This window comes from Bradyrhizobium sp. 149 (genome assembly GCF_023073915.1).
Taxonomy (GTDB): domain Bacteria; phylum Pseudomonadota; class Alphaproteobacteria; order Rhizobiales; family Xanthobacteraceae; genus Bradyrhizobium.
In genome coordinates this window covers 889,726-910,420 of sequence record NZ_JADPKK010000023.1, presented here as the reverse complement: position 1 = coordinate 910,420, position 20,695 = coordinate 889,726, and the positions used below count along the sequence as shown (strand labels likewise).

24 protein-coding genes are annotated in these 20,695 nt (G+C 63.3%); 17 read left to right on the top strand and 7 right to left on the bottom strand.

Annotated features, from left to right (window positions below; genetic code table 11):
* Nucleotide 1 precedes the first annotated feature (1 nt).
* The 11 genes from IVA88_RS32110 (at nt 2) to IVA88_RS32060 (ending at nt 7,410) form a co-directional block, all read left to right on the top strand.
* Nucleotides 2-1,048 (top strand): flagellar hook-associated family protein, encoded by a 1,047-nt coding sequence (locus IVA88_RS32110; protein WP_247501177.1) that lies wholly within the window; start codon nt 2-4, stop codon nt 1,046-1,048.
* Between the two features lie 68 nt (nt 1,049-1,116).
* The gene (gene flaF / locus IVA88_RS32105) at nt 1,117-1,461 is read left to right on the top strand and encodes a flagellar biosynthesis regulator FlaF (RefSeq protein WP_247501176.1); all 345 of its coding nucleotides are present in this window, start codon (nt 1,117-1,119) and stop codon (nt 1,459-1,461) included.
* Complete coding sequence (gene flbT / locus IVA88_RS32100; RefSeq protein WP_247501175.1) at nt 1,461-1,871, top strand: flagellar biosynthesis repressor FlbT; 411 nt, start codon at nt 1,461-1,463, stop codon at nt 1,869-1,871. Before flaF ends, flbT begins: the two co-directional genes overlap by 1 nt.
* A gap of 14 nt (nt 1,872-1,885) precedes the next feature.
* Nucleotides 1,886-2,308: a flagellar hook assembly protein FlgD gene (gene flgD, locus IVA88_RS32095; RefSeq protein ID WP_247501174.1), complete on the top strand. Its 423-nt coding sequence runs from the start codon at nt 1,886-1,888 to the stop codon at nt 2,306-2,308.
* Nucleotides 2,305-2,571 carry a flagellar biosynthesis protein FliQ gene (gene fliQ, locus IVA88_RS32090; protein WP_018453982.1) on the top strand — a complete coding sequence of 89 codons (267 nt, stop codon included), beginning with the start codon at nt 2,305-2,307 and terminating at the stop codon, nt 2,569-2,571. Before flgD ends, fliQ begins: the two co-directional genes overlap by 4 nt.
* Nucleotides 2,572-2,667: 96 nt before the next feature.
* Complete coding sequence (gene flhA, locus IVA88_RS32085) at nt 2,668-4,749, top strand: flagellar biosynthesis protein FlhA (RefSeq protein ID WP_247501173.1); 2,082 nt, start codon at nt 2,668-2,670, stop codon at nt 4,747-4,749.
* Nucleotides 4,746-5,498 carry a flagellar biosynthesis protein FliR gene (gene fliR, locus IVA88_RS32080; RefSeq protein WP_247501172.1) on the top strand — a complete coding sequence of 251 codons (753 nt, stop codon included), beginning with the start codon at nt 4,746-4,748 and terminating at the stop codon, nt 5,496-5,498. Before flhA ends, fliR begins: the two co-directional genes overlap by 4 nt.
* Nucleotides 5,499-5,504: 6 nt before the next feature.
* Entirely contained in the window at nt 5,505-5,924 is a 420-nt protein-coding gene (locus IVA88_RS32075) for a hypothetical protein (RefSeq protein WP_247501171.1), read from the top strand.
* Nucleotides 5,921-6,400, top strand: coding sequence for a rod-binding protein (locus IVA88_RS32070; RefSeq protein WP_247501170.1), 480 nt, complete (start codon nt 5,921-5,923; stop codon nt 6,398-6,400). The genes IVA88_RS32075 and IVA88_RS32070 overlap by 4 nt, the downstream gene beginning before the upstream one ends.
* A 42-nt stretch (nt 6,401-6,442) precedes the next feature.
* Nucleotides 6,443-6,955, top strand: coding sequence for a flagellar biosynthesis protein FlgN (locus tag IVA88_RS32065; protein WP_247501169.1), 513 nt, complete (start codon nt 6,443-6,445; stop codon nt 6,953-6,955).
* Entirely contained in the window at nt 6,952-7,410 is a 459-nt protein-coding gene (locus IVA88_RS32060) for a hypothetical protein (protein ID WP_247501168.1), read from the top strand. The genes IVA88_RS32065 and IVA88_RS32060 overlap by 4 nt, the downstream gene beginning before the upstream one ends.
* 174 nt (nt 7,411-7,584) lie before the next feature.
* On the opposite strand, the gene IVA88_RS32055 is transcribed toward IVA88_RS32060, so the two are convergent.
* The gene (locus IVA88_RS32055) at nt 7,585-8,355 is read right to left on the bottom strand and encodes a response regulator transcription factor (protein WP_247501167.1); all 771 of its coding nucleotides are present in this window, start codon (nt 8,353-8,355) and stop codon (nt 7,585-7,587) included.
* Between the two features lie 818 nt (nt 8,356-9,173).
* Here IVA88_RS32055 and IVA88_RS32050 point away from each other — a divergent pair.
* Nucleotides 9,174-10,124 (top strand): hypothetical protein, encoded by a 951-nt coding sequence (locus IVA88_RS32050; RefSeq protein WP_247501166.1) that lies wholly within the window; start codon nt 9,174-9,176, stop codon nt 10,122-10,124.
* A 14-nt stretch (nt 10,125-10,138) separates the two neighbouring features.
* Here IVA88_RS32050 and IVA88_RS32045 read toward each other — a convergent pair whose 3' ends face one another.
* Nucleotides 10,139-10,717, bottom strand: coding sequence for a MarR family transcriptional regulator (locus IVA88_RS32045; RefSeq protein WP_247501165.1), 579 nt, complete (start codon nt 10,715-10,717; stop codon nt 10,139-10,141).
* 164 nt (nt 10,718-10,881) lie between these two features.
* Nucleotides 10,882-11,265, bottom strand: coding sequence for a hypothetical protein (locus IVA88_RS32040; protein WP_247501246.1), 384 nt, complete (start codon nt 11,263-11,265; stop codon nt 10,882-10,884).
* Between IVA88_RS32040 and IVA88_RS32035 the strand changes: the two genes are divergently transcribed.
* Nucleotides 11,146-12,435 (top strand): MFS transporter, encoded by a 1,290-nt coding sequence (locus tag IVA88_RS32035; protein WP_247501244.1) that lies wholly within the window; start codon nt 11,146-11,148, stop codon nt 12,433-12,435. The two genes, IVA88_RS32040 and IVA88_RS32035, sit on opposite strands and share 120 nt — an antisense overlap.
* 99 nt (nt 12,436-12,534) lie before the next feature.
* Complete coding sequence (locus IVA88_RS32030; RefSeq protein WP_247501164.1) at nt 12,535-13,422, top strand: dienelactone hydrolase family protein; 888 nt, start codon at nt 12,535-12,537, stop codon at nt 13,420-13,422.
* Between the two features lie 112 nt (nt 13,423-13,534).
* Here the strand turns inward: IVA88_RS32030 and IVA88_RS32025 are convergent, their stop codons facing one another.
* Complete coding sequence (locus tag IVA88_RS32025; protein WP_247501163.1) at nt 13,535-14,800, bottom strand: serine hydrolase domain-containing protein; 1,266 nt, start codon at nt 14,798-14,800, stop codon at nt 13,535-13,537.
* Between the two features lie 119 nt (nt 14,801-14,919).
* The gene (locus tag IVA88_RS32020) at nt 14,920-15,771 is read right to left on the bottom strand and encodes an SDR family oxidoreductase (RefSeq protein ID WP_247501162.1); all 852 of its coding nucleotides are present in this window, start codon (nt 15,769-15,771) and stop codon (nt 14,920-14,922) included.
* 146 nt (nt 15,772-15,917) lie between these two features.
* Between IVA88_RS32020 and IVA88_RS32015 the strand changes: the two genes are divergently transcribed.
* On the top strand, nt 15,918-16,634 hold the full coding sequence (locus IVA88_RS32015) for an HAD family hydrolase (RefSeq protein WP_247501243.1): 717 nt from the start codon (nt 15,918-15,920) through the stop codon (nt 16,632-16,634).
* A 66-nt stretch (nt 16,635-16,700) separates the two neighbouring features.
* On the opposite strand, the gene IVA88_RS32010 is transcribed toward IVA88_RS32015, so the two are convergent.
* A complete protein-coding gene (locus IVA88_RS32010) occupies nt 16,701-17,108 on the bottom strand; it encodes a nuclear transport factor 2 family protein (RefSeq protein ID WP_247501242.1) in 408 nt (135 codons plus the stop codon).
* A gap of 88 nt (nt 17,109-17,196) precedes the next feature.
* On the bottom strand, nt 17,197-18,681 hold the full coding sequence (locus IVA88_RS32005) for a mannitol dehydrogenase family protein (RefSeq protein ID WP_247501161.1): 1,485 nt from the start codon (nt 18,679-18,681) through the stop codon (nt 17,197-17,199).
* Between the two features lie 140 nt (nt 18,682-18,821).
* Between IVA88_RS32005 and IVA88_RS32000 the strand changes: the two genes are divergently transcribed.
* Nucleotides 18,822-19,631, top strand: a complete 810-nt coding sequence (locus tag IVA88_RS32000) for a FadR/GntR family transcriptional regulator (protein ID WP_247501160.1) — start codon at nt 18,822-18,824, stop codon at nt 19,629-19,631.
* A gap of 88 nt (nt 19,632-19,719) precedes the next feature.
* A complete protein-coding gene (locus IVA88_RS31995; RefSeq protein ID WP_247501241.1) occupies nt 19,720-20,679 on the top strand; it encodes a sialic acid TRAP transporter substrate-binding protein SiaP in 960 nt (319 codons plus the stop codon).
* Nucleotides 20,680-20,695: the final 16 nt, after the last annotated feature.

Sequence of the window (20,695 nt, the reverse complement as noted above, 5' to 3'; positions counted from 1 at the left end):
CATGATGAGCGCAAACTACATCTCGACGTTGATGCTGTCTTCGTCGTTGAGGTCCTCGATCACGAACAATCAGGCCGCGCTGGCCAAGGCCTCGAAGGAAGCCACCACCGGCCGCTTCGTCGATGTTGGTCTCGAGCTTGGTGCCACGACGGGAAGCGACGTCACCCTGCGGGCGGATTTGAGCTTCGCCGATCAGCTCGTCGATACCAATGGGCTGGTCTCAGGACGCCTAGACATAACGCAGAGCCGGATCACCCAGCTTGGTTCGACCGCAACGGACTTCCTCAAGGATCTGATCGCGGCTCGCAGCACCGACGGCGGCGGGCGGATCATCCTGCCGCCTGCGTCCTCCAACCTCCAGGATCTGATTGGCGCACTGAACGTCTCCTATAACGGCTCGTTTCTTTTCTCGGGCATCAACACGCAGAACGCGCCGGTCACCGCCTACAGCGCGGGCTCGGCTAGCAAGAACCAGGTCGACTCCGACTTTCTTGCGACCTTCGGCTTCTCGCAATCCTCCGCCAGCGTGAGCAGCATCACCCCGGCCCAGATGCAGACGTTCCTCGACACCACCTTCGATGCCGAGTTCGCGAGCCCGGCCTGGAACACCAATTGGTCATCGGCCACCGACCAGGTCATGCAAAGCCGTATCTCCACGACGGAAATCGCCGACACGTCCGTCAGCGCCAACCAGGCCGGCTTCCGCAAGCTCGCCGAGGCCTACACGATGATGGCGGATCTCGGGAACGCGAACATGGACCAAGCGACGTTCCAGGTCGTCGTGGACAAGGCCATCGGCCTTGTCGGAAACGCCATCACTGACCTCGCTACCCTCGGCGGCAATGTCGGCACGGTCCAGCAGCGGATCACCTCCGCAACCGACAAGCTCAAGAAACAGCAGGACATTCTGAACAATCAGATCGTCGGTATCGAGCAGGTCGATCCGGCGGAAGCGTCGGTCAGGGTCAACACCTTGCAGACGCAGATCCAGACGGCTCTTGCGCTCACCTCGCAGCTCCAGAAGATCAGCCTCATCAACTATCTCTGAGTTTAGACTACTTCGTAAGGCTCGTAACCTTTGTCTTGTTCTCCGGTCTCCTGCGCAGAGTTGTCCTGATGACGTTTGAAGCCTATGAAGCGTTCGCCGACGAGAGCGGCTATGAGGCGCGGGGCCGCGAGCGGCAGGCGCTTAGCCTCGGCATCGACAGGCTCGAGCGGCTCCAGAAGGGCCGCTTCACCTTCGAGGATTTGGTCGAGAGCCTGCTCTATGTGCGGCGGCTGTGGACGATCTTCATCGAGGATCTTGCGCATCCGGAAAACGGACTTCCGGACAAGCTGCGTGCCGACATCATCTCGATCGGGCTGTGGGTCGTCAAGGAAGCCGATCGCCTTCGCGAAGAAAGGTCGAACGACGTGGTGCAGCTCATCGAAATCAACCGCCTGATCCGAGACGCTCTTTGATGAAGATATCCTTGCGTGCGGGCGAACGGGTCTACATCAACGGCGCGGTGCTGCGCGTGGACCGCAAGGTCTCCGTCGAGCTCGTCAACGACGTGATGTTCCTGCTCGAAGGGCAGATCATGCAGGCGTCTGACGCCACCACGGCGCTGCGGCAGCTCTACTTCATCGTCCAGCTCATGCTGATGAACCCGACCGACGTTCGGGATGCTTCGGCTCTCTACGGGCAGCATCACGCGGCCCTGATCGCGGTGTGCGAGAGCCACGAGATGCTGGTCGGACTTGGGGCGGTCGACGACCTGGTCGGCGCGACCCGTTACTTCGAGGCGCTCAAGCGGATCCGGGCGCTGTTTCCGGTGGAGCAGGCCATTCTGGCCGGGGCCACGATCGATTCCCCATTCGAGGCTGCCTGACAGCGGAGAAGCACATGAACGTCACCAGCGCGACCGATAGCACCAGCAAGTCTTCCAGTTCGACCAGCTCAATGACATCGACGTCGAGCACCGGCGTCGACTACAACACGTTTCTTCAGCTCCTCATCGCGGAGATGAAGAATCAGGATCCGACCAATCCGATGGATACCTCGCAATATATGAGCCAATTTGCGCAGCTCTCGTCGGTCGAGCAGGCGATGCAGACCAATACGAAGCTCGACGCTCTGCTGTCTTCGCAGGCGCTGTCGCAGGCCGACGGGCTGATCGGAAAGACCGTCAGCTTCACGGACTCGACCGGAGCGAGCTTCAGCGGCAAGGTTGCTTCGATTTCCATCAACAGCGACGGCTCCGTCGCGACGCTCGAGAACGGCACGAAAGTCGCGATCGGCCCCGGTCTCACGATCAGCCAGTCATGAACGAACGGGATGCTCTCGACATCGTCCAGGCGGCGATCTGGACCATCATCGTCGCCTCCGGGCCTGCCGTCGGCGCCGCGATGCTGGTCGGCACCATCATCGCGCTGATCCAGGCTCTGACCCAGATCCAGGAGGTGACGTTGACCTTCGTTCCGAAGATCATCGTCATTCTCGTGGTCGTTGCCGTCTCCGGCTCCTTCATCGGGGCCCATCTCTCCACCTTCACCGAAATGGTCTATTCGCACATCGAGCGCGGCTTCTGATCCGGGCGGCCCCGGCCGTGCCCGGCGACCTCCTGCCACCACCCCCGCGTAAGCTTTGCACGGCAGATTACGGGCCGGATCCTCTGCCGGTGACCCATGGCCGATACGTTAGCTGCTAGCCTGCCAACCCCGCGACGATTGGGCGCCGACGCCTTTTTCGCAGGCGGCATCGTGGCCATGCTCACGATCCTGTTCCTGCCCATACCGCCGATCCTGATCGATCTCGGCCTCGCATTCTCGATCGCGCTGTCGGCGCTGATTCTGATGGTCGCGCTGTGGATCCAGCGGCCGCTCGATTTCTCGGCCTTCCCGACCGTGCTCCTGATCGCGACGATCCTGCGGCTTGCGCTGAACGTCGCGACGACTCGTCTTATCCTGTCGCGCGGCGGGGAGGGGGAGACTGCCGCGGGCCATGTCGTTGCCGGCTTCTCGAAGTTCGTCATGGGCGGTGACTTCGTCATCGGCCTGATCATCTTCGCGATTCTGGTCACCGTGAACTTCGTCGTGATCACCAAGGGCGCAACGCGTATCGCCGAAGTCGGCGCCCGCTTCACCCTGGATGCCATCCCCGGCAAGCAGATGGCGATCGACGCGGATTTGTCCGCAGGCCTGATCGACGACAAGGAAGCCCAGCGCCGGCGGCGCGAGCTGGAAGAGGAGAGCGCGTTCTTCGGCGCCATGGACGGTGCCTCGAAGTTCGTCCGCGGCGACGCCGTCGCCGGCCTGATCATCACCGCGATCAACATTTTCGGCGGTATCATCATTGGCGTGACGCATCACGGGTTGACGCTGGCACGCGCCGCCGACGTCTACACCAAGCTCTCCGTAGGCGACGGTCTGGTCACGCAGATGCCGGCGCTGATCGTGTCGCTGTCGGCGGGCCTGCTCGTCTCGAAGGGCGGTACCAGGGGGTCGGCCGAGCAGGCGGTGTTGCGGCAGCTCGGCGGCTATCCACGCGCGGTGTCGGCTGCGGCGCTGATGATGTTCGTGCTCGCCTTGATGCCGGGGCTGCCGACGGCGCCCTTCCTGCTGCTTGGCGGCGTCATGGCCTTCGTCGGATACTCGCTGCCGAGGCGGCAGGCAGCCTTGAAGCAGAAGGATGATGCGCTCAAGGCCGACGAACGCGCCCAGGTCGATGCCAAGGAATCCGTCAAGGAATCGCTCAAGACCGCGGAGATCGAGCTGGCGCTCGGCGGCCACCTTTCGGTCCATCTGCTGGGCTCGCGCACCGAGCTGGCGCACCGCGTGGCCAAGATCCGCAAGAAGTTCGCCAAGCAGTACGGCTTCGTGATTCCCGAGATCAAGCTCACCGACAATCTGTCGATCGATCCCAAGGGATACCAGATCCGGATCCACGACACCCGCGTCGCCCAGGGCGAGCTCAGGCTCGGCGAGGTGCTGGTGCTCGTCGACAAGGACGGCAAGCCCGACGTGCCCGGCGAAGAGGTGATCGAGCCGGCCTTCGGCATGAAGGCGCTGTGGGTGACCGAGGCGTTCACCGACGAGGTCAAGCGTCAGGGCTGCAAGCCGGTCGACAATCTTTCGGTGCTGCTCACGCATCTGAGCGAAGTGATCAGGGCCAACCTCTCGCAGCTGCTGTCCTACAAGGACATGCGCGGCCTGCTCGATCGGCTCGATCCCGAATACAAGCGCCTAGTCGAGGATCTCTGCCCGTCGCAGATATCGTACTCAGGATTACTGACCATCCTGAAGATCCTGCTGGCCGAGCGCGTGTCGATCCGCAACCTCCATTTGATCCTGGAGGCCATCGCCGAGATCGCGCCCCATGTGCGGCGCTCCGAGCAGGTGGCAGAGCATGTGCGTACGCGCCTCGCCCAGCAGATCTGCGGCGATCTCTCCGACAACGGCGTGCTCAACGTAGTGCGTCTCGGCAACCGTTGGGACCTGGCGTTCCACCAGAGCCTGAAGCGCGACGCCAAGGGAGACGTCGTCGAATTCGACGCCGATCCGCGCCTGATCGAGCAGTTTGCGACGGAAGCCAGCGCCGCGATCCGCAAGTTCACCGAGAACGGCACCAGCGTGGTGCTGGCGGTGACCCCCGAAGCCCGTCCCTACGTCCGGATGATTCTGGAACGGGTATTTCCGATACTGCCGATCCTGTCGCATGTCGAAGTCGCGCGCAGCACCGAGATCAGAGCCCTCGGAGCCATATCGTGATCAGCGGCCTCGCCGACAGCGTGCTGGTGACGTTCATCGTGTTCTGCCGCATCGGTGCCTGCCTGATGCTGGTGCCCGGCTATTCCAGCGTCAATGTTCCGGCCCAGGTCCGCTTGTTCGTCGCGCTCGTCACGACGTTTGCGCTGACGCCGATCCTCGTCGCCGTCCTGAAGCCTCTCACGGACAACGCGGCGCCGCTGACGCTCGCGCTCCTGATTTGCTCCGAGCTCGTGGTCGGCAGCGTCATCGGGCTCGGTGGTCGCGTGTTTTTCCTCGCACTGCAGACCATGGCCACGGTGATGGCAAGTGCCATCGGGCTGAGCAACATCCCGGGGACGCCGGTCGGCGACACGGATCCGGCGCCGGCCCTGGTGCCGCTGATCATGGCGGCCGTCACCACGCTGTTCTTCATGACCGACCAGCACTGGCAAGTCCTGCGCGGGCTGATGAACTCCTACGACGTCTGGCATCCCGGCGACAGGCTCGGCGGCAGCATGGCGCTCGACCAACTTGTCGGCCGGCTGTCGGAGGCATTCGTGCTGACGCTGCGGATCACCAGCCCTTTCATCGTCTATTCGGTGGTCGTCAACCTGGCGGTCGGCCTGATCAACAAGCTGACGCCCGCAATTCCGGTCTATTTCATCTCGGTGCCCTTCGTGCTGTTCGGTGGCTTCCTGCTGCTCTACCTCACCAGCGACGAGCTCTTGACGCAATTCATGCTCGGCGTCTCTTCGTGGCTGGCGGAGTGATCGGTCATGACGTCGCGCGCGGACAAGCTCGGCCGGATGGTCTCGCTCGTAAAGCTTCAGCTCCGGCTGTCCGAGTGGCAGCTCGCGCATCTGCGGCAGCAGGAGCGCAGCTTGCAGGACGAGCAGGAATGGCTGGTCGGAACTCTCAACGAGGGGAAGCCGCCGGCGGGATCATCGAGCGAATCGATCGCGCGGCGCCTGACCAGAACCAGCGTCGGCGAGCGCGCGGTTCAGGCGCAGGCCTCGCAGCAGCTCGATCAGGTTCGCGCGGAGAGCCGCCGTGTGAAGCAGTTCGAGCAGGTCGCGAAGGCGGCGCTCGCGGACAAGCTTCGCGACGCCGAGAAGCGATCGCTCGAGGAAATGACGGGAACAAGCCTCACCGTGCGCGAGTGGACGCCACGGCCAGCCAACCGGAACAAGACATGATCGTAACAGCGACACCCGACCTCGTCCTCGACGTCCTCGACGCCGCCGATCCCGTGACGCAGCGCGCGGCCACCGCGAAGCTCGACGCGCTGAAATCATCGGACACGGATTTCGCCGCCACGATGGATGCGGAGGTCGGCAAGGCCAAGGCGGCGGCTGCCGATCAATCCGCTACGGTGGTTTCGGAAGCGCAGTCGGATGCGGTGAACGGAGCGCCGGTGCAGGTGATCAAGGCGCCGGTATCTGGCGAGGTGTACCGGAAGTTCGAAGCCTTCATCCTCCAGACCTTCGTCGAGACGATGTTACCGAAGGAATCGGAGGAGGTCTTTGGCAAGGGTACGGCCGGCGGCGTCTGGAAGTCGATGCTGGCGGAGCAACTTGGTGCTCAGCTGGCGAAGGGCAAGGGCATTGGCATTGCCAAGCAGCTCGCCGCCGCGCATCCGGCCGGGCCGGACGCTACGGGCAAGGCCGGATGACGATCCGGGACTGGGTGACAGAAGTTGAAGGGTGAATTTCCTATGCAGGCACAAGAAGGCGCGGCGGCCCTGGTGATGGAACAGCCGATCGTGGACACCGAGGCGATGACGACGGCAGCCGCACCAGGCGCTGCGCTGTTGCCGGTGCTGCTGCCGAATGTCGGCGGCGAGCTGGCGAGCGATGGTGCGGACGCGGCGAGATCGGACGAGGTGCGCGGCCTGCTGGCTGCGATCCGCCGGCTCGAAAGCATCGTCGAGGAGGAGACGGCCGCGCTCGCGACGGGCAAGAAGATCGACTTCGACGAGTTCAGCGCTCGGAAGAGCCGGAGCATGCTGGAATTCGTCCGCCTGATGCGGGCACGAATGCATCTCGGCGGCGAGGTCGAGATCACCGAGGAGATCCAGCGGCTGCGCGAGAAGCTCGAGCGAAACCGTTCCATCCTCGAAATGCATTACGATGCGGTGCGCGAGGTCGCGACCATCATCGTCAAGGCCATCAAGGACGCCGAGTCGGACGGCACCTATACCGGTCGCGCAGCACAGGACGGAAAATGATCAGACTGGTGCTGGCCGGGCTCTGGGTATGCATCCTCACCGCGGGCACGAGCTATGCCGTGGCCTATTGGAAGGAAAACGGCAGCCTGCTGCCGGCGAAGGACGAATATCTCGACGGGCTGCAGTACCAGAAGACGCGGGCGCTCAGCGTGCCTATGGTCGAGGGTGGCAGCGTGCAGGGCTACATCGTCGCGCGCTTCGTCTACACCGTGGAGGCGCGGACCATGCACCAGCTCAACGTTCCGCCCGAGCCGTTCGTCGTCGATGAAGCCTTCCGCAGGATCTATGCCGACGACCGCCTCGATTTCAGAAAACTCGCCCGTTACGACCTCTCCATCCTCACGGCGGCCATCAAGCAGCGTGTCAACGAGCGAATGCAGGCCGAAGTCGTCCAGGACGTCCTGGTCGAGGACTTCAATTACGTGTCGAAGGAAGAATTCCAGCAGAAGCCCTAGAGCATATCGGCTCTGATTGAATCAGAAGCGAAGCTCTAGAATCTTGTTTGGACGCGTGCCGCAGCGTCGGTACTGCCGCGCCTATGGTCGCCGTTTAGGCTGCTGAAAGTACAACGGCCTCTGCGGAGGTTGTTCGCAGAGGCCGTCGTCGGCTTCGTGGTAACGCCCTGCCGATCAGTTTCCGGCCGGATACGCCGCCTGGGCGGCATGCGCCCTGTTCAGCAGGATGCCGACCTCATCGAACTCCTGCATCGGTACGTCGATGGTCTCGCCGGCCGGGATGTCGAGGCGGTATCCGACGTAGCGCCGGGCCACGATCGCATCGAATCCGAGGCGGTCGCGTAGCTTCTTGCGCAGCTTGCTGACGTGGCTCTCGATCACGCTCTCGTCGAAGGTCGCCTCGAAGATGCCGTAGACCGCGTTGAAGATCTGCGTCTTGGTGACCCACTTGCCGTGGTTGCTGACCATATATTCGAGAATGCGCAGTTCGCGGCGGGGCAGGGTGAGGGCGTGGCCCGCGATCTCGGGGTCACGTCCGTTGAAGAAGACCTGAATCCTGGTCTCGCAAGGCCTCGGCAGTTCCCCGACCCGGCGGCGCGCAATCGCGGCCGTTCGGGCAAGGATCTCACGGAGATGAATCGGCACGTGGACGACGTCATCGACACCCGATTCGAACAGCTCCAGCGTGTTCTTGAGCATCCTCTGACCGCTCATGGCGATGATGGGAGCCGAGGAACGCTTGCGCATCGCCCTCGGCAGGCTTCCGCGCGTGTCGCAATCCCCGAGGAGAAAGGCGTCCACCGCGGCCAGATCCGATTCACTCGCAGATTGCAGCCAATCCCAGAATTCTCCGGAGGAGAAGCCGATCGACGATACACCTTCGCGAACGAGCCCTCCGACATAGCTGTTCGTGACGCTCTCGCGATCATCAACGATAATATACATCAGTCTTTCGCCCCTGTTTCGCACTTGTTGCGGCCGGTTCGTTGTTGTGATGCCCGGCTCGGCAACGGTGCTGTTTGACGACATTCCTTCCCGCGAACCGTTATTATGGCTTCGATATTCGCGGGCAGCCCTACGCATTCAGTGCCTGCGTCTCGCAGGCCTGCTACTTCGACTCGATACTGAACGCTTACTGCGTGAGGCCCGGCGGGTGTCTTACGGATCACCTCGCGGAGCGGATTGAGACAGCGACCTAGAACAGTTGCGCCAAGTTGCTCATCGCGTCCTAACGCCACTGTACTTTGTCGATCCCCTCGCCAACTGGCGAGAATCACTTGAGTAGGACCGTAACAATTGCCAATTTCCGATCAAGCATGCCCAACGAAGCGGTTGCTACACGTGCTTGATGCTGTTGGTTTGTTTCGAGTTGTCTCTTTGTATATGCAATCGCATCAGTTGATTTGGAATTTAAACTATGTTGCACCATGGTGGTTCTAAAGTTCCGCATCCCCGTATGATTACAGCTATTTTGGATGGTGCTGCAGTTCATGCACATTGAGGGGTTTTCAACCCGGGATTGACTCTCATCATCGCGTTTCCACATGCGACAATTCGACTCATGTATGGCGAGGGGACTCCAGCTTGGCGAAATCTTGGCGAGTGTGTGTCTTTCGAGTCGCACTCTCGCCACGTGCATGACGCGTTTGACTCATGTGGCGTCGCATCGAGCGCGATGAAAATTTTTCGATGCGCACGTTTCGGGCAAGCTTCGGCAAATAATGTCATCGTTCGACAGATCGAACCGAACGGAGCATTCTCAGATGTTGTCCGATGGACAGGCTCGTCCCAACGCAACCGCCGATGTTTCCGCGGCGGCGAAGCCGGCTGCGGAGGCACGCAATGCCAGGGACAATGCGGCGCCAGCCCCCAAGGCTGCTGCGAATATCAAGCCTGCTGCGAACACCAAGCGTACGTCGGCAGCAGCGAGCGATGAAACTCTGGCGAAGGAGGCCCTCGAGGGTCTGAAGCGTATTCGCGCCAAGGCGCGCCTCGACAAGATGGCAATATCCACGCCTACGCCGACCGTAATCAAGCCGGCCGTGATCGTGGCCAAGCCACCGCCGCCGCGTCCGGCATGGATCGCGCCGCTTGCGACATTGGCGGTCGCTGCGATCCTGGTCGTCTGCGCCTGCACCGGCGTGATCGCCTATCTCACCACGCAGCCCGCCCAGGGCAACGCCGCGGCCAATATTGAGATCAGGAATCTGCGCGAGACGGTGGCGCAACTGCGCAAGCAGGTGTCGGGCGTCTCCGACAATCTCGACGGCCTGCGCACTGCGGTCGATCAATCGAGCAAAGCGACCAATGACCGTTTTGGCCGCTTTGGCGAGAATCTGGATCGCATCGAGCGGGTGAGTTCGTCGTCGACGGTGAAGCTCGACAAGCTTGCCCAGGCGCAGGCCCAGGCTCCGACGCCCGTCGCCTCACAGCCAATGCCGATGATGGCTTCGGCCGCGTCGCCCGAGGTCACGGGATCGGTGTCGCCGTCCGAGCGCACGTCGGCGCCGCGCAAGACCGTCAAGGGCTGGTCGGTCCGCCAGGCCTATGAGGGGATTGCGATCCTGCAAGGCCCGAACGGCGTCATCGAGGCGGTGCTGGGACAGCAGGTGCCGGGCCTTGGCCGCATTGAGGAGATTAAAAACGAGAACGGACGTCTGGTGGTCGAGTCCAGCGGTGGCGTCATCTATTCGTCACGCAAGGCAGCGCCCTGATCGAAGGCCGCCTTCTATTTGCGGTGATGCTCGAAGCTGGTGCATAGGAGGTCGACCTCCGCCTCCGCGATCGGCGCTCGAAACAGGCGGCAGCTGAACTCGGCCGTCGTCTTGCTGTCGGTGGTGGTGCGATCTTCGCGGAGGAAGATGCATCGCTTGCAGACGTCGGTATGGTGCCGCTGTTCGGCTGCGTCCGACTGATCCAGCACGTGGCGGAGCGCGTCGCGGAAGCTGACCTTGGCCTCGTCCTCGAGGACGGCGATGGCCTCGACGAGGACGCTGACGGGGTCGCGCACCAGGAACTTCTTGCCCTGCTGTGTCACACTCAGCATCACCGACCGCTTGTCCTGGGCCGAGCGCTTTCGCTCGATATAGCCGAGCCGCTCCAGCTCGCCGATGATGAACGATGCGGTGCCGCGCGTGGTGCCGACGTAGCTCGCGAGCGCCGACGGCGTCCGGGAAAACCGGTTGGCGCGGGAAAGGAAGCGCAGCGCCATCCACTCGCGGTCGCGCAGGCCATGCTTGGTGCCTTCGAACCACAGGATCCGGGCGACCTGCTCCAATAGTTCAATCGATTCGCGAGCCAAGTTCATTTCAATTCCAGGTCGGATAAAGCTTTATTCAATTGAGCTTTTGGTAGCGCAATCCGGGTGGCTGATAATGAAGATCCCGAGAGAGGCGGAACCCTCCGGCCGTGGAACTAGAGCGTCACGAAGAAAGTTCGAGTAAATCACCCGGCTCAACTCTTCTGAAAATTTCACTCAAATGAACGCGGTCTGCGTGCAAATTCCGATGGCGTGGGATGTGCCAGCAACATGATGTGTCGTTGCGACCAGCGCAAAGCCCATTTGTTGCGGCGATGCGCTTCGAATTGCGTGAGCAGGCGGATCGGCTGCAACTCATGGCGGCGGAAGTGGGCGCGAGAGAACCGCCCTTTTGGGTTAATGGATGTTGCGTCGCAATGCAGCCAGGCGGTTAAATCGGAAATGAGATCGAGCGCGGGAATGGCAGAGTGTCGTCTGTGATCGAGCAAGCGAAGCCGTTCAGCGTCAAACGGGCAGCGTTGGCTGCCACCGTCGGCAACATGCTCGAGTTCTACGACTTCATCACCTACAGCTTCTTCGCCATCCAGATCGGCCATGCCTTCTTCCCGACAGGAAGCGAGTACGGCAGCCTGATGCTGTCGCTGGCGACCTTCGGCGCCGGCTTCGTAACGCGGCCGATCGGCGGAATCGTGCTCGGGATCTATTCCGACCGGATCGGCCGGCGGCCCGCCATGCTGCTGAGCTTTGCGCTCATGGGGCTATCGATCCTGACCATCGCGCTCACGCCGTCCTATCAATCGATTGGCCTTGCAGCGCCCGTCATCGTGATCGCGGCGCGTATGGCGCAAGGCTTTGCCCTCGGCGGCGAGGTTGGGCCGACCACTGCCTATCTGATCGAGATCGCCCCGCCCGAGCATCGGGCCTTGGTGGTGGCATGGCAGCCGGCGAGCCAGGAGATCGCCGCGACTGCGGGTGCGCTCGTCGGCGTCATCCTGAGCAGGACGATGGCGCCGGAGATGCTCGATGCCTATGGCTGGCGGGTGGCGTTTCTGATCGGGGCGGTCTGCCTGCCGTTCGGGTTCTGGATGCGCCGCACGCTGCCCGAGACGATCCCGCAGGCCGAAGCCGGTGCTCGCACCGTCGAGCACACCAGTCATCTTTCGCAGGCGAGACGGCACCTTGGCATCATCGGACTTGCGCTGATGATCCTGGCAAGCGGCACGATCTCGACCTACGTCACCCAATACATGACGACCTATGCGCAGAACACGCTGCATGTGTCGTCGACACTGGCTTTCACCGTGTCGCTGGTCAGCAACGGCATTCAGTTTGTCGGCGCACTGGTCGGGGGCTGGTTGGCAGATCGTCTCGGTCGCAAGCCGGTGATGATCTGGCCTCAGCTCGCAACGCTGCTGCTGACCTACCCGACCTTCCTGTGGATCGTCCATGCGCCCGGCGCGTTGTCGCTCCTGGTCGGTTTCGGTGTCCTGTCCGTCATCGGCTCGCTGCCGTTCACTGCGTTCTACGCGACCTTCACCGAGGCGCTGCCCCAGAACATCCGCGGCGGTGTGTTCGCGACCGTCTATGCGGTCGCGATCGCGAGCTTCGGCGGTACGGCGCAGCTCGTGGTTACCTGGCTCCTCCACGCCACCGGCAATCCGCTGGCGCCGGCCTGGTACCTGCTGCTTGCGGCGATCGTCGGACTTGCCGCGATGAGTCTGATGCCCGAGACGGCGCCGGTGAGACAGCGTCAAAACAAGGCGTGAAAGCTGCGCCCTCGCAAGCTGGTGATTTGCGTTTCGCCGGCAACTATTGGCGAATGCGTCGCCAGAACGATCAGGGCCAGGCATCAGGAGGATGAACCGATGAGTGTCGAAACCACCATGACATCCGACGTCGTCGGGCTGACCAGGATAGCCCCGGTCTCGCGCCGCGGATTCATGAGCGCCACCGCGGCCGCTACCGCCGGCTACACGCTTGCGGCCGGGCCCGTGCGCGCCGAGGCGATCACGACTGACGCCAAATGTCTCCAGACCGGCGACGCCAAGATCAAGGTCGGCTCCGAGGAGATGCCTGCGTATTTCGCCCGTCCCGCCGGCAACACCAGGGCGCCGGTGATCATCGTGGCGATGGAGATCTTCGGCCTGCACGAATACATCAAGGACGTGACGCGGCGGCTCGGCAAGCTCGGCGCGTTCGCAATCGCGCCCGACTATTACTTCCGTAAGGGCACCGACCTCACGAAGATCATCGAAATCAAGGACCTGCTGCCGATCGTCAATGCCAAGCCGGACGCGGAGCTGCTGTCCGATCTCGATGCGACAGTGGCGTGGGCCGGGTCGCAAGGCGGCGATACCAGCAAGCTCGGCATTATTGGATTCTGCCGCGGCGGACGCACCGTCTGGGAATATGCCGCTCACAGCGGCAGCCTCAAGGCTGGTGTTGCGTTCTACGGCACAGTGGTTGATCCCGCCAATCCGTTGTGGCCGAAGAGCCCGATGCAGCTCGCGCCCGAGATGAAGGCGCCGGTGCTCGGCCTCTATGGCGGCGCCGATACCGGCATTCCCGTCGCTCAGGTCGAGCAGATGAAGGCCGCGCTCGAGCAGAACAAGAAGACGGCCGAATTCAAGATCTATCCGGAAGCGCCGCACGGCTTCCATGCCGACTACCGCGGCAGCTACCGCAAGGACGCCGCAGAAGATGCCTGGAAGCAGGCCGAGGTCTGGTTCAAGAAATACGGCGTCCTGAGCTGACCTTGGAGCATGATCCGGAAAAGTGTGCAGCGGTTTTCCGACAAGATCATGCTCAAACAAGTCAAGAAGGCGGCCCAATCGGCCGCCCTCTTTGTCTTGCGGCGTGCCGATTTCATTTCACCATCGCGCCATAGACGATGTCCTGCACCTGCTCACGATAATATTTCCGCAGCTCGCCCGGCGCGGCCGTTCCCACCACCACCACCAGACGCTCCTTGGGATCGCAGAAGAATTGCGTCCCGTACGCGCCGTTCCAGGTGAACTCGCCGGGATTGCCGGGGACCGACGACAATCCTTCGCTGGTGCGGACAGCGACTGCGAGGCCAAAGCCGAAGCCGGCGCGATGCGGCTCGATATTCGCCACGTTGTTCTTGATCTCGGGGCCGAGATGATTGGTCGTCATGTGATGCACGGTCTTGGGACCGAGGATGCGCTGGCCATCGAGCACGCCGCCGTTGAGCAGCATCTGTCCAAAGCGGATGTAGTCGCCGACGGTCGCGAACGAGCAGGCGCCGCCGCAGTCGAATTTTGTCGGCGTGTCCAAAAGCTTGATGGCTTGCGGCCTGCCGGTCAGGGGATCGTTGGCGAACGGGCGGGCGAGGCGAGGGCGCTGCGCGTCGGTCGGATGAAAGGTCGTATCCTTCATGCCGAGCGGCAGCCAGACATTGGCGGCGAGATAGTCGCCGAGCTTCTGCTCGCTGACCTTCTCGATGACGGCGCCGAGCACGTCGGTCGAGAAACCGTATTCGAATTCGGTCGACGGCTGATGCGCCAGCGGCAGCTTTGTGATGCGGTCGATGAACGCCTGGGTGTCGCCTTCCATCGCCGGCGCAGTGCCTTCCGGATATCGCCGTGCCACAGGGTTCGCGCTGTCAGGGCGTCCGCCATACATCAGGCCGGACGTGTGTCGGTACAGGTCGTGAATGAAGACCGGTGACGCCTGCGGTTCGAGCTTCAATGAACCGTCGCCCTGCTGAATGCCGACCTTCATGTCGGCAAAGCCGGGATAATAGTCGGACAGCTTGGCCTGGAGCGGCAGCTTGCCTTGCTCCATCAACGTCAGGCCCGCGACCGCCGCCATCGGCTTGGTCATCGATGCCAGCGCGAAGATCGCGTCAATGGGCATCAGCGTGCCCTTGTCCGGATCGAGCATGCCATAGGCCTTGTAGTGCACGAGCTTGCCGTCCCGCGCCACCGCCACGACGGCGCCGGGCACGCGCTTGGCTGCGATCTCGCGGGCGAAGAAATCGTCGAGCCGGACAAGGCCTTGTTTGGAGAAGCCCACATCGTCGGGATTGGTTTCGGGCAGCGGCGCGGCGCGCGCTGCGCCGAATGTGATGACGGCGGCCGCCGTCGCGATCATGGCGATCGTCTTCATTGTATCCTCCCAAGCGCGAGCTCGATATGCAGTGGCCCGCTCAGTGGTTAGATCACGACTGCACCGGCGCGAAGTCAAGCGCGGGCAGGGCATGTCTGGGACGTCGGGATGCCGGAACCCTATCGCCCCTCTCCCGCGCGCCACAACGTATCGAGGGCGTGACGGTAGGTCGCATATGCAAGCGTGACGCCAAGCTCGCGCTTCAATTTCGTGTTGGAGACACGGGCGCTGCTGGCGTAGAAGCTCCGGGCCATCGGCGACATCTCGGCGATCTCGAACGCCTCTTCGGGCGGCGGCGCTACATTCATCAGCTTCGCCGCGTAAGCGATTACGTCCTGCGGCGGTGCCGGCTCGTCATCGCAGACGTTCCAGAGGCCGCCGTTCGGGTGACGAACCGCGGCCATGATCGCGCTCGCGATGTCGTCGACGTGGACGCGGTTGAACACTTGTCCCGGCTTGATGATGCTCCGGGCCGTTCCCGCCCGCAGCGTGACCAGCGCGTTACGACCGGGGCCATAGATACCCGCAAGCCGCAGGATCGCGGCGTTGCCACCACTCGTGTCCGTCCAGGCCTGTTCCGCCGCGACCCGCATGCGCGTGCGGTCGAGGCTGGCCTGCGGCGGCGTGCTCTCGTCGACCCATCCGCCGGCGTGGTCACCATACACGCCGATGGTGGAGAGATAGATGATCCTGCGGCGACGGTCCGCTGCCAGCACGTCCGGGAAGGCCGCGATTGCGGGATCGCCGGCGTTGCCAGGCGGGATCGATATGAGAAGGACGTCGGCGTCGCTGATCCGTTGCACTGTCCTGCGATCCCGACTGCCCCCGGAAAACGGATAAACTTCGATGCCGGCGAGATCGCCCCGCTGCGCGGGATCGCGCACCGTGCCGGCGATATGCGAGAAGCCGCCACCGAACAGGCGGACGAAATGCCGGGCACTGTAGCCGAGGCCAAGGATAAAGAGCCGCATACGTCTTCCTTGCAGGTCGGAGTTCCCGTTTGCGCCGCAGCGCGTCGTCCGCTCATAAGAGATTTTTGGGTCCGGCAAAAGATATTGCAATTTGTCTCGCCCGCCTGTGCAGGCGATGGTCGCTCGTCGGGAGGGACGCATCGATCATGCAGGCAGAAGCGCCCGCCATAGTGCCAAGTGACGTCGCTGATCTGGTCCGCCGCGCCGCCGCGCTGATCTTCGATGTCGACGGCACCCTGGCCGAGACCGAGGAGCTGCATCGGCAGGCCTTCAACCATGCCTTCGTCCGCCATGGTCTCGACTGGCAGTGGGACCGGGCCGTCTACAAGGACCTGCTGCGGGTCACGGGCGGCAAGGAACGGATCCGCGCCCACCATGAAAGGCTGCGGATCACAGCGCCATTGCCGGACGAGGACATCGCCGCGCTCCATCGCATCAAGACTGCGCATTACGCCGAACTGGTCGAGACCGGCTGCTGCCCCTTACGGCCCGGCGTGACGGATCTTCTGACCGCTGCCAAGACGCGTGGCCAGCGGCTTGCGATCGCGACGACCACGTCGCACGGCAATATCGATGCGCTGCTGTCGCGGGCGCTGGGAAAGCGCTGGGCCGCGGATTTTGATGCGATCGTTGCCGGAGATGACGTGCCGCATAAAAAGCCTGCGCCGGATGTCTATATCGAGATCCTGGCGCGGCTGAAGCTCAACCCGTCCGTCTGCCTCGCGATCGAGGATTCCGCCAACGGCCTGGTCGCAGCCTCACGGGCGAACATTCCGGTGATCATCACCAGAAGCATGTTCTTCCGGGACGATAATTTCAGCGAGGCGCGGGTCGTGCTGGACGATCTGTCGGGGCTTGTATGAGGCCGCAAAACAAAAACTGAAAAACAACCCCATGCACAGTAGAAAGTGGCCGCGAGCCGGCCGCGTTCAGTGGACGCGGTGGCTCGCTCTATCATCTTCAGACTGCTCGACAATCTGCGCAATTGGGCTCGACTGGTGGTGCACCAGGCGCCAGCCGTCGCCGACGCGCCGAAAATGGTTGGCTGCGGCCAATGCGGTGCCGTCGACGATCTCGATGCAGAGCACGCGCGCGCTGTCGCCATCGACGATGGCCTGCGGTTCCGCGCAGACGATCTGCGGCCGCTCCGGATTTTGGAGGATGTCGCGCCAGCTTCCGATCACCGTGGTCCGGCCGATGATGGCCGGCCAGCCGGGATGAATGCAAGAAATGGCGTCATCTTCGGCCCACATCCGCTCCATTTCGTCGAAATCGCCGGTCGAAAAGGCGGCGTAGAAGGCCGCGTTGGCGGCGATGACCTTGTTGTCCTTTGCCATGCCTCTCGGGTGGGGCAACGACAGGCAAAAATCAAGCGCGACTTCCGTCGACTTTGGCCGCAGTGCAGCATTGCTGCCCAGTTTGTGGTCACGCCGAGACCAGCGTCTCCACCGCACGCCGCGCGCCATCCTTATAGAGTCGGCCGAGCGCCGCGGTCACGGCTTCGCGCAGGCGCGGCTCCGCACCCAGCGGCCCGAACACTTTTCCGACCCCGAGCAGTGCGGGCGCGAGCCGCTCGGCGACGGGACCTGCTTCGCGCGCCAGGCCAGCGAACTCGGCGGCGAGCGGGTCGCGCACGTCGATGGCGCGGCCCTGCTCGTCGATCGCGGTGACGTAGCGCATCCAGCCGGCTACCGCGAGCGCATGGGTCGCGATCGGCAAATTCTTGCGCAGGCGATCCTGCATCGCGCCGAGCAGCCGCTGCGGCAGCTTTTGCGAACCGTCCATCGCGATCTGCCAGGTGCGGTGATGCAGTGCCGGATTGGCGAAGCGCTTGAGCAGCGAGGCGCGATAGGCGGCCAGATCTGCGCCGGCAGGCATGGTCAGCGTCACCGCGGCCTCTTCCATCATTTGCGCGGCGAGACGCGCGAAATGCGGATCCAGCATGGTGTCGGCGATGGTCTCGTAGCCGGCGAGATAGCCGAGATAGGCCAGCGCCGAATGGCTGGCGTTGAGCAGCCGCAGCTTCATCAGCTCGTACGGCTTGACGTCGTTCACCAGCTCGACGCCGGCGGCGGCAAGGTCAGGCCGGCCTGCCGTAAAGCGATCCTCGACCACCCATTGCGTGAACGGCTCGGTCAGGACCGGCCATGCGTCGCGCAAGCCGAGCGCGGATGAAACCGCATCGCGGTCGCTATCCGTCGTCTCCGGCACGATGCGGTCGACCATGGTCGAGGGGAAGGCCGCATTATCCGCGATCCACTTGCCGAGGTCCTTCGACCGCAGCGCGGCGAACTGCGTCACGATCCGCCGCACGGTGTGGCCGTTGGCGGCGAGATTGTCGCAGCTCAACACGGTGAAGGGCGGGGCGCCCAACGCCCGCCGTCGCGCCAGCGCTGCAACGATAAAGCCGGGCGCCGAGCGCGGCGCCTCGAAATTGTTGAGATCGTGCACGACATCGGGATGCCGCTCGTCGAGATCGCCGGTCTGCGGCGTGTGGCAATAGCCCTTCTCGGTGACGGTGAGGGAGACGATGCGAATGGCGGGATCGGCCATTGCCTCGACCAGTCGTGCCGGGCTCTCGCGCGCGACCACGCTGTCGAGCAGCGCGCCGATGATGCGGTGTTCGGTGCCTTCGGCGGCACGGACGGCAACCGTATAAAGATGGTCCTGCGGGGCGAGGGCGTCGCGCGTGTCAGGGCTGCGCAGGCTGGCGCCGACGATGCCCCACGATGTAGCGCCGGCGGCAAGGCAATCGTCGATGACGACGGCTTGGTGGGCGCGATGAAATGCGCCGAGGCCGAGATGCACGATGCCTGGCGTGACGCGCGAACGGTCATAGGCCGGGCGGCGGATGCCAGATGGCAGCCGGTCGAGATTGGCGCGGCCAAGGCGCGTTGAACTAAGGCGCATGGACGTCTCCCTTGCTTTGCCGCTGCTTGACATGGCGCCCGTCGTCGGTCAATGCTGCGGTCAATTGGTAAGACCAATTTTCAAAAATTGGCGGACCGCGGGCGCAAGAGCGCCGGCGCGACCCTATCGGGAGGACCGGCGTGCCGCTGGAAGCTGTGGAGGCGAGACGGCTTTATCGCCAGGTCGCCGATCAATTGCGAAGCCTGATCGACAGCGGCGAGTACGCGGTCGGCAGCCGCTTGCCGACCGAGCGCGAGCTTGCCGAGCAGCTCAAGATTTCGAGGCCGACCGTGCGCGAAGCCCTGATCGCGCTCGAGGTCGAGGGCCGCCTCCGCATCCGCGTCGGTTCCGGCATTTATGTGATCGAGCCCGCCGCGATTGCGGCGCCCGCGGCTGCTTCCGTCATCGAGGGCCCGTTCGAGCTGCTGCGCGCCCGTGAATTCCTGGAAAGCGCCATTGCTGAAGAAGCCGCGCGCGTGGCGACGAAGGACGACGTTGCCCGCATCGATGCGTCCCTTGTTGCGATGGAAAATGTAGAACACCCCGGCGAAGCCTCGATGGTCCACGACCGCGCCTTCCACGTCGCCATCGCCGGAAGCCTCGGCAATGCCGTCCTGGTGCGCGTGGTCGGCGAGTTGTTCGACCAGCGCCTCAATCCTTATTTCGCGCAGCTTGCGCATTATTTCGAGAGCCCGGGCACGTGGCGCACTGCGCTCGACGAGCATCGTGCGGTGCGCGACGCGATCGCGGCGCATGATCCCGGAGCCGCGCGCGATGCTATGCGCGATCATCTCGCGCGCTCCCAAGAGCGCTTTGCGCAGAACTTCGGTGCGGAGAACGCCTCAGGACCATCTTCCGGGCGCGCGGCGCGATCGACCGCAAAGCCGTCAAGGCCGGAACATGCGCCGAAGAAGAAGCGAGCTGCGAGCAGCAGCGCGCGGCGGCGATGAGATTGGGCGGCCCGCACCCGCGTTGGGGCAGGCGGACAAGAAGCAGAGTTAATAAATGGAGGAAAAATCAGTGTTGAAAAAGATGACAATGGTGCTGGCGGTCTCGGCCGCGGCAATGCTCGCAGCAACCGGTTCCGGCATGGCGCAGACCAAGCTGAAATGGGCGCATGTCTACGAGACGTCGGAGCCGTTCCACACCGCGTCGGTCTGGGCCGCGCAGGAGATCGGCAAGCGCACCAACGGACGCTATGCGATCGATGTCTATCCGGCGTCGCAGCTCGGCAAGGAAGCCGACATCAACCAGGGCCTTTCGCTCGGCTCGGTCGACATCATCATCTCGGGCTCGAGCTTCGCGGCCAAGAGCTTTCCGCCGATCGGCGTGACCTACTATCCCTACACCTTCCGCAACGCCGATCATCTGCTCGCCTACACCAAGAGCGACATCTTCAAGGAGCTCACCAAGGGCTACGAGGACAAGAGCGGCCACCACATCCTCGCGGTGACTTATTACGGCGTGCGCCAGACCTCATCCAACAAGCCGATCAAGACCTGCGCCGATATGAAGGGCCTGAAGATGCGCGTGCCCGACGTTCCCGCCTATCTGGCAATGCCGCGCGCCTGTGGCGCCAACACCGCGCCGATCGCGTTCGCCGAAGTCTATCTCGCGCTCCAGAACGGCACCGTCGAGGCGCAGGAGAACCCGCTGACCACGATCGAGGCCAAGAAGTTCTACGAGGTGCAGAAGCACATCGTGCTGACCGGCCACATCGTCGACCACCTCAACACGGTGGTGGCGGGCGCGCTGTGGAAGAAACTCAGCGATGAGGACAAGAAGATCTTCACGGACGTGGCGCAGGAAGCCGCCGCCAAGGCGACCGAGGAAATCAAGCAGAACGAGGCCAAGCTGGTCGCCTTCTTCAAGGAGAAGGGCCTGACGGTGACCGAGGTCGATAAGAACGAGTTCCGCGACACCGTGCTGAAGAACGTGGCGTTCGAGACCTTCGGCTACCGCAAGGCCGACTGGGAACGGATCCAGGACGTGAAATAGCGACAGGTCGTCATTC